At 74.3% G+C, this 8610-nt stretch carries 4 protein-coding genes and 2 pseudogenes; 5 read left to right on the forward strand and 1 reads right to left on the reverse strand.

Going from position 1 to position 8610, the window contains the following annotated elements; all coding sequences use genetic code 11:
* The 5 genes and pseudogenes from VR44_RS30070 to VR44_RS30090 form a co-directional block, all read left to right on the forward strand.
* A pseudogene (locus VR44_RS30070) lies at nt 1-1439 on the forward strand (FtsK/SpoIIIE domain-containing protein); the annotation flags it as partial.
* Nucleotides 1440-1542: 103 nt separating this feature from the next.
* Nucleotides 1543-3018 carry an ABC transporter substrate-binding protein gene (locus VR44_RS30075; RefSeq protein WP_094192010.1) on the forward strand — a complete coding sequence of 492 codons (1476 nt, stop codon included), beginning with the start codon at nt 1543-1545 and terminating at the stop codon, nt 3016-3018.
* 2 nt (nt 3019-3020) lie between these two features.
* Nucleotides 3021-4349, forward strand: a complete 1329-nt coding sequence (locus VR44_RS30080) for a carbohydrate ABC transporter permease (RefSeq protein ID WP_045950778.1) — start codon at nt 3021-3023, stop codon at nt 4347-4349.
* Entirely contained in the window at nt 4346-5185 is an 840-nt protein-coding gene (locus VR44_RS30085; protein ID WP_045950779.1) for a carbohydrate ABC transporter permease, read from the forward strand. Before VR44_RS30080 ends, VR44_RS30085 begins: the two co-directional genes overlap by 4 nt.
* Before the next feature lie 107 nt (nt 5186-5292).
* Nucleotides 5293-7587: a bifunctional glycosyltransferase/CDP-glycerol:glycerophosphate glycerophosphotransferase gene (locus VR44_RS30090; protein WP_052713893.1), complete on the forward strand. Its 2295-nt coding sequence runs from the start codon at nt 5293-5295 to the stop codon at nt 7585-7587.
* Nucleotides 7588-7603: 16 nt separating this feature from the next.
* Here the strand turns inward: VR44_RS30090 and VR44_RS30095 are convergent.
* Nucleotides 7604-8510: pseudogene (locus VR44_RS30095) on the reverse strand (RNA polymerase sigma-70 factor).
* Between the last annotated feature and the right edge of the window lie 100 nt (nt 8511-8610).

The raw sequence follows: 8610 nt of genomic DNA on the forward strand, positions 1-8610 counted from the left end.
GGCCGCCGTGCGCCGGGCGGCGGACGCGTACGAGGGTCCCCGCACCCTCGTCGTCGTGGACGGCGACCCCGGCACGGCCGCCCTGCGCGAGCTCACCGGCCGACTGGCCTCGCACGGCCCGGCCGCCGGCCTCCACGTCCTCGCGCTGGCCGAGGCGCCGGCCGCCACCCCCGCCTCCCCGGTGGGGCAGACGTACGAGACCGCCTGCGCGAGCGGTCCCGCCTTCCGGGACTGCGCCGCCGTGGCCCTGCTCAGCGGGGACGTCGCCACCGCCGTACGGACCTTCGCGGTCAGCGGCGGCCGGCCCGTCCNCCGCCAGCCTCCCCGCCGCCGCGCGGCTCCTCGACGAGCTCGGGCTGGCCCGTGCCACCCCGGCCTCCCTGATGGCCCGCTGGGCGGCCGCCACCGACCAGGGCCGGGCCGTCGGCGGCCTGGCCGACGTGGTCCTCGGCGCGGGACGGCGCGGGCCGGTCGGCGCCGAACTGGTCCACGAGGGCCCGCACCTGCTCATCGAGGGCCCCGCCGGCAGCGGGCGCACGGAGCTCCTGCGCTCCCTCGCCGCCTCCCTGGCGGCCGGGTCCCGCCCCGACCACCTGGGCCTGCTCCTCCTCGACGGCGCCGGCGGGGAGCGCGGCGAGGGCCTGCTGCCCTGTACGGAACTCCCGCACGTGTCGGCCCACCTCGTGGCCTCGGACCCGCTGCGGATGCGGGAGTTCGCGCAGGCCCTGGCCACCGAGCTGGGGCGCCGCCACGAGCTGCTGGACGGGGTGCCGTTCACGGAGTGGCACGGCCGGCGCAGCCTGTCCGACCGGATGGTCTCGCCCCGCGACCCCGGGCCGGGCGAACACCGCGGCGACCTCGACCCCCAGCGCACCGGCACCCTGCGGCTGCGGGCCTCCGCGCCGCGCACCGACCCGGCCGCCGGCCCGAGCCCGCTGCCGCGGCTGGTGCTGCTGGTGGACGACTTCGACGCGCTGGTGGCCCCGGCCCTGGGCAGCCCGGGGCGGCCCGCGGCGGGTTCACTCGTACGGATCCTGGAGGGCGTGGCCCGTGAGGGCGCCCGCCTCGGGGTGCACCTGATCGCCGCGACCGCCCGCCCGGACCGCACCGCGGAGACCGAGCCCGCCCGGCAGGCGACGCTGCGGGTGGAGCTGGACGCCCCGGACCGGCCGGGCCCGGGCCGCGGCCGGCTGCTGTACGCCGACGGGCGGGCCGTCCCGTTCCAGGCGGGCCGGGTCACCGGCCGGATCCCGCGGACGGCGACCCTGAGGCCCACCGTGGTTCCGGTGGAGTGGGAGCGGATGGGTGACCCGCCGGCCCGTCGCCCGGTGCGCGAGCTGGGCAACGGGCCGACCGACCTCGCCCTCCTGGCCAGCGCCCTCGACCGGGCCTCGCACCTGGTCTCGGCCATACCGGTGCTGTTCCCCGCGGCCCCCTGACGCGCCGCCGCTCCCCGTGACGCGGTATTGCGGGGGTGCGCGGCGGGGCGTAGACCTGGTGGCACGGAGCACTTCACGGCCACACGGCATCGGGGGCGGCACCATGCGCGGACTACACGCGGAGCACGGATCGAGCCATACGGCGAGCGATACGGCGAGTCACACGACGGCCCATCAGACGGGCCATCCGACGGGCCGCACGAGAAGCCGGCGCAGAGCGCTGACCAGAACGCGGGCCTGGGCGGCCCTGGCCGCCGCCGGGGCGCTCGCGCTCAGCGCCTGCGGCAGCGGCGGCGGGGACGGGGGCGGCGGCAGCGCCGGCAGCACCCCGTCCGCCGGGCAGGAGCAGGCGCACACGGTCGAGTTACCGAAGCTCCCCGGCGAGAAGCTGGAGGTCTCGGCGGTCTGGACGGGTCCCGAGCAGGCCAACTTCGCCAAGGTGCTCAAGGAGTTCGAGAAGCGGACGGGCGCGAGCGTCGCCTTCGTCCCGGCGCAGGACCCCATCGTCACCTTCCTCGGCACCAAGATCGCGGGTGGTCAGCCGCCGGACGTGGCGCTGCTCCCGCAGGTCGGCGCGCTGGCCGCGGCGGTGCAGAACAAGTGGGCGCAGCCGGTGGGCCCGGAGGCCAAGGCGCAGCTGGAGGCGAACTACTCTCCCGGCTGGCGGCAGCTGGGGGCGGTGGACGGCACCCAGTACGGCGTGTACTACAAGGCGGCCAACAAGTCGCTGGTCTGGTACAACGCGAAGGCCTTCGAGGCGGCGGGCGTGAAGCCGCCGAAGACGTGGAAGGAGCTGCTCGCCGCGGCGGACACCCTGTCGGCGTCCGGCACCCCGGCGGTCTCGGTGGCGGGTGCGGACGGCTGGACGCTGACGGACTGGTTCGAGAACGTCTACCTGTCGCAGGCGGGTCCGGAGAAGTACGACCAGCTGGCGAAGCACCGGATCAAGTGGACGGACGACAGCGTCAAGCAGGCGCTGACCACCCTCGGTGAACTGTTCGGCCGCAAGGACTTCCTGGCGGGCGGGACCAGCGGGGCCCTGGCGACGGAGTTCCCGAAGTCGGTGACGCAGACCTTCACCGGGGGCGACCGGCCGGCGGCGGCGATGGTCTTCGAGGGCGACTTCGTGGCGGTGAACATCGCCCAGACGGAGGCGAAGGTCGGCAAGGACGCCCTGGTCTTCCCCTTCCCGGCGGTCGGCGCGAAGGCTCCGGTGGTGTCGGGCGGTGACGTGGCGGTGGCGCTGAAGCCGTCGAAGGGGGCGCAGGCCCTGCTGACGTTCCTGGCGTCGGCGGACGCGGCGCGGATCCAGGCCGGGGCGGGCGGTTTCGTCTCCCCGAACAAGGCGGTGGACTTCGCGGCCTACCCGAACGACATCCAGCGGGGCATCGCGAAGGCGCTGATCGCCGCGGGCGACGACTTCCGCTTCGACATGTCGGACCAGGCCCCGGCGGCGTTCGGCGGGACGCCGGGCGCGGGTGAGTGGAAGGCGCTGCAGGACTTCCTGGCGAACCCGTCCGACGTGGCGGGGACCCAGGCACGGCTGGAGGCGGACGCGGCCAAGGCGTACGGGAACTGAGGATGGGGTCCTCGACGCGGGCGGTCCGGGACACCCCGGGCCGCCGGGCCGCCGCGCGGCGGCGGCTGGTGGCGGCGGCGTTCCTGCTGCCGGCGCTGGTGCTGCTGGGGGCGCTGGTCGTGCAGCCCATCGGGTTCTCGCTGTACCGCAGCCTCTTCGACCGTTCCGGGGACACGTTCGTCGGCGCCGCCAACTACACGGCCGTGGTCCGGGATCCGGCGATCCGGACCGCCCTGCGCAACACGGCGGTGTGGGTGGTGGTGGCGCCGGCGGTGGCGACCGGCCTCGGCCTGGTCTTCGCGGTGCTGACGGAACGGGTCCGCTGGGGGACGGCGTTCAAGCTGCTGGTGTTCATGCCGATGGCGATCTCCATGCTGGCGGCGGGCATCATCTTCCGGCTGGTGTACGACCACGATCCGCACCGGGGCGTGGCCAACGCGGTGGTGGTGGGGGTGCACGACACCTTCGCCCCGGCCTCGGCGTTCCCGAAGGCCCGCCCGGGCCGGGACTCCCCGCTGGAGCCCGCCGGGGACGGTGCCTTCGTGACGCGCGAGCCGGTACGGGCCGGGGTGCCGGCGCTGCTGCCGCTGGTCGGGGTGGCGCCGGAGGCCCTGCCGAAGGGGGCCCGTACGGCGGCCGGCGCGCGGCCGGTGCCGGGGGAGGTGACGGGCACGGTCTGGCAGGACTTCACCCGGGGCGGGGGCGGCGCGGTGAACGCGGTCGACCCGACGGAGACGGGTCTGGCGGGGATGCGGATCGAGGCGGTGAAGGACGGCCGGACGGTGGCGACGGCCACGGCGCGCGCGGACGGCACGTTCACCCTGCCGGCCGCCGCGGACGGGGCCCGGCTGCGGCTGCCGGCGTCGAACTTCCGGGAGGCGTTCGCGGGGGTGGAGTGGCTGGGGCCGGTGCTGGTGACCCCGGCGGTGATCGGTGCGTACGTGTGGATGTGGGCGGGGTTCGCGATGGTGCTGATCGGGGCGGGGCTGGCGGCGGTGCCCCGGGAGCTGCTGGAGGCGGCCCGGGTGGACGGGGCGGGCGAGTGGCAGGTGTTCCGGCGGATCACCGTGCCGCTGCTGGCGCCGGTGCTGGTGGTGGTCCTGGTGACCCTGGTGATCAACGTGATGAAGATCTTCGACCTGGTCTTCGTGATCGCGCCGGGAGCGGTCCAGGACGACGCGAACGTGCTCGCGCTGCAGCTGTACCGGACCGCCTTCGGCACGGATGCCGACCAGGGGCTGGGCAGTGCCATCGCGGTGCTGCTGCTGGTGCTGGTGGTGCCGGTGATGCTGGTCAATATCCGCCGGATACGAAGGGGGGCCTCGCGGTGAACGCCGTACGGCGTCTGGCGGGCAGTGTGCTGCTGCGCGTCTTCCTGGTCCTGGCCGCGCTGTTCTGGCTGGTGCCCACCCTGGGCCTGCTGGTCTCCTCCTTCCTGTCCCCGGGTGACCTGAACCGGGGCGGCTGGTGGCAGGCGCTGACCGCGCCGTCGCGGCTGACCGCGTCCAACTACGCGCACCTGCTGGCCAACGACACCATCACCGGGTCCCTCGTGAGCACGGTCGCGATCGCCGTCCCGGCGACCGTGCTGGTCCTGACCCTGGGCGCGCTCGCCGGATACGCCTTCGCCTGGCTGGAGTTCCCCGGCCGGGACTGGCTGTTCCTGGTGGTGGTTGGGCTGCTGGTGGTGCCCGTGCAGGTGGCGCTGATCCCGGTCTCCGAACTCTTCGGTGCCATCGGCCTGTTCGAGACCACGGCCGGGGTGGTGCTGTTCCACACCGCGTTCGGGCTGCCCTTCGCGGTGTTCCTGCTGCGGAACTTCTTCGCCGAGATCCCGCGCGAGCTGCTGGAGGCGGCCCGACTGGACGGGGCGGGCGAACTGCGGCTGTTCTCCAGGGTGGTGCTGCCGCTGGGCGGCCCGGCGATCGCCTCGCTCGGCATCTTCCAGTTCCTGTGGGTGTGGAACGACATGCTGGTGGCGCTGGTCTTCGCCGATTCGGCGCACCCGCCGGTGACGGTGGCCCTCCAGCAGCAGGTACGGCAGTTCGGGAACAACATCGACGTGCTGGCGCCCGGCGCCTTCCTGTCGATGGTGGTCCCCCTCGTCGTCTTCTTCGCCTTCCAGCGGCAGTTCGTCACGGGGGTGATGGCCGGAGCGGTCAAATAGCCCCGAAACCCGGCGCGATCATGCCTTTGACATGCCGTGTTGACGCTGAGTAACCCGAATGCCGCAGGGTCCGTAACCCGATCGCCCCACACGCGTTGCAGGGGGATATGCCCGCGCCGACCCCTGGATGTCCCGTGCCCCGGTTCAGCGTCATCGTGCCCGCGTACAAGGTTCAGGCGTACCTCCAGGAGAGTCTGGATTCGGTCCTGTCGCAGTCGTACCCGGATCTGGAGCTGATCGCGGTCGACGACGCCTCCCCGGACGCCTGCGGTTCGATCATCGACGAGTACGCGGCCCGCGACCCCCGGGTCACCGCCGTCCACCTGGCGCACAACCTCGGCCTGGGACCGGCCCGCAACGCGGGCCTGTCCCGGGCCACCGGCGACTACCTGCTGTTCCTCGACGGCGACGACACCCTCGCCCCCGGCGCCCTGCAGGCCATCACCGACCGGCTCAAGGCCACCGGCTCCCCCGACGTCCTCGTCTACGACTACGCCCGCGCCTTCTGGACCGGCGAGCTGGTCCGCAACCGCCTCGCCCACCGCCTCCGCGAGGAGGGCCCGGCCAGCTTCCGGCTCGCCGACCGCCCGGCGCTGCTGGGGATGCTGATGGTGGTGTGGAACAAGGCGTACCGCCGCGAGTACGTGGAACGCGAGGGGCTGGAGTTCCCGCCCGGCCTCTACGAGGACACCCCCTGGACCTATCCGGCGCTGCTGGCCGCGGAGTCGGTGGCCGTCCTCGACCGGGTGTGCGTGCACTACCGGCAGCGGCGCACCGGCTCGATCCTGACCACCACCAGCCGCCGTCACCTCGACGTCTTCGACCAGTACGACCGGGTCTTCGGCTGGCTCGCGGGCCGCCCCGAACTGGAGCGCTGGCGCCCGGCGGTGCACCGGCGGATGGCCGAGCACTTCTGCGCCCTGTACGCCGACCCCCGCCGCCTCCCGCGCGCCGGCCGGGCCGAGTTCTTCGCCCGGGCCTCCGCCCTGCTGCGCCGCCACCGCACCCCGGGCGGCTCCGGCGCCCTGCCGCTGTCGCTGAGCCGCACCGACCGGCTGCGGCACCTCCTGATGCGGCTCGGGGTGCGCCGTACCTACCGGCTGGCGTCGGCCGCCCGCGCGGCGGGACTGGCCGCGGGCCGGGCCGGTTCGGCCCTGGGGCGGGGGCTGCGCGAGAGCGCCCTGCGGCTGCACTACCGGATCCAGCGGCTGCTGCCCCTGCGGCCGGAGCTCGCGGTGTTCTCCGCGTACTGGCACGGCGGCTACGCCTGCAACCCGGCGGCCATCGAGGCGACGCTGCGCGAGCTGGCCCCGCACATGCGCACGGCGTGGATCTGCGACCCCCGGCACACCGCGACCCTGCCGCCCGAGACGACCCCGCTGAAGCCGGGCTCGGCCGCGTACTGGAGCGCGCTGGCCCGGGCCACGTACCTGACCAGTAACGTCAACTTCGACCGGGGCCTGGTCAAGCGGCCGGGCCAGGTCCTGCTGCAGACCCAGCACGGCACCCCCCTCAAGCGGGTCGGCCTCGACCTCCAGGACCGGCCGGCCGCCACCCCGACCACGGACTTCGAGGGCCTGCTGCGCGGCGCCGACCAGTGGGACTTCCTGCTCTCCGCGAACCGGCACTCCACCCTGGTCTGGGAGAAGGCCGTGCCCGCCTCCTACACCACCCTCGAGTACGGCTACCCGCGTAACGACCCCTTCCACCGGGCCACCCAGGCCGAGGTCCTCGCCCTGCGCGAACGCCTCGGCATCGCCCCGGGCACCACCGCGATCCTCTACGCCCCCACCCACCGCGACTACCGGCGCAGCCGGCCCGAGCACCTGGACTTCGAGCGGGTCCTGCGGGACCTGGGCCCGCGCTTCACGATCCTGAACCGCACCCACCTGACGTACGCGGGCACGGAAGGGACCCCGGACGCCCACCCCAGGCTGCTGGACGTCTCCGGCCACCCCTCGGTGGAAGAGCTCTGCCTGGCCTCGGACGCCCTGGTCACCGACTACTCGTCCCTGATGTTCGACTACGCCGCCCTGGACCGGCCGATCGTGATCCACGCGGACGACTGGGAGGCGTACGAGGCGGCCCGCGGCACCTACTTCGACCTGCGGGCCTGCCCGCCCGGGGCGATCGCCCGGACCGAGGACGAGCTGGTCGACATCTTCACCACCGGGCACTGGCAGGGCTCGCGTTCGGCCCAGCTGCGCGCGGCGTTCCGCTCGCGCTTCTGCTCGTACGACGACGGGTACGCGGCCGAACGCGTGGTGCGGCGGGTCTTCCTGGGGCAGCAGACTCCGCTGCCCGCCGTCGTCCCGCTGGAGGACCGCCACCCCGTGCCCCCGGCGCCGTCCGCCGTGGCGGCCCCGGCCCGCACGCCGCTGACGGCGGGCCTGTGGCCGTAGGGCCGGGGGCGGGGGGTCAGCGCAGGGTGAGGGGGGTCTCGGACAGGACGTGGGAGAGCTTCTCGGGGTTGCGGACGTAGTAGAGGCCGCTGACGCGGTCGCCGTCGATGCGCACCGCCATGATCCCGTCGAGCTCGCCGTCCAGGTAGGCGATCAGGGCCGGGCTGCCGTTGACCACGGTGGGGGCGAGGGTGAGCGGCAGCTTGGTCTTGCCGATGCCGCCGAGCAGGAACCGGGCCACCTTCTCGGCGCCGCCGATCGGGCGGAGCGCGGCCTGCTTGACGCCGCCGCCGTCGCCGATCAGGACCACGTCGGGGGCGAGCACGTCGAGGAGGGCCTGCGGGTCCCCGGTCTCGACGGCCCGCAGGAAGGACTCCACCGCCGCCGAGGCCGCGCTGCGGGGAACGCTCTGGCGGGGGCGGCGGGCGTCGACGTGCTTGCGGGCGCGGTGGGCGATCTGGCGGACGGCGGCGGGCGTCTTGTCGACGGCGGCGGCGATCTCCTCGTAGCCGAAGTCGAAGGCCTCGCGCAGGACGAAGACGGCGCGCTCGGTGGGTGAGAGGGTTTCGAGGACGAGCATCATCGCCATCGACACGCTCTCGGCCAGCTCGACGTCCTCGGCCACGTCGGGGGTGGTGAGCAGTGGCTCGGGCAGCCACTGGCCGACGTAGGCCTCCTTGCGGCGCTGGAGGCTGCGCAGCCGGTTGAGGGCCTGGCGGGTGGTGATCCGGACCAGGTAGGCGCGCTGCTCGCGGACGTGGGTGAGGTCGACGTCGACCCAGCGCATCCACGTCTCCTGACGTCTCCTGGAGGACGTCCTCGGCGTCGGCGGCCGAGCCGAGCATCTCGTAGGCGACGGTGAAGAGCAGGTTCCGGTGGGCGACGAACGCCTCGGTCGCCGGGTCGGTGGTGTCGGTGCTCATGTCGGGGTACCTCTCCTTCGCGGCCGGCCCGGGCCGGGTGCGGACTGCGGCCGGACGGCCACGGCAAGATCATCTTTCGGCGGCGGTCACGCCACCAGCG

The organism is Streptomyces katrae (genome assembly GCF_000966975.1).
GTDB lineage: Bacteria > Actinomycetota > Actinomycetes > Streptomycetales > Streptomycetaceae > Streptomyces > Streptomyces katrae.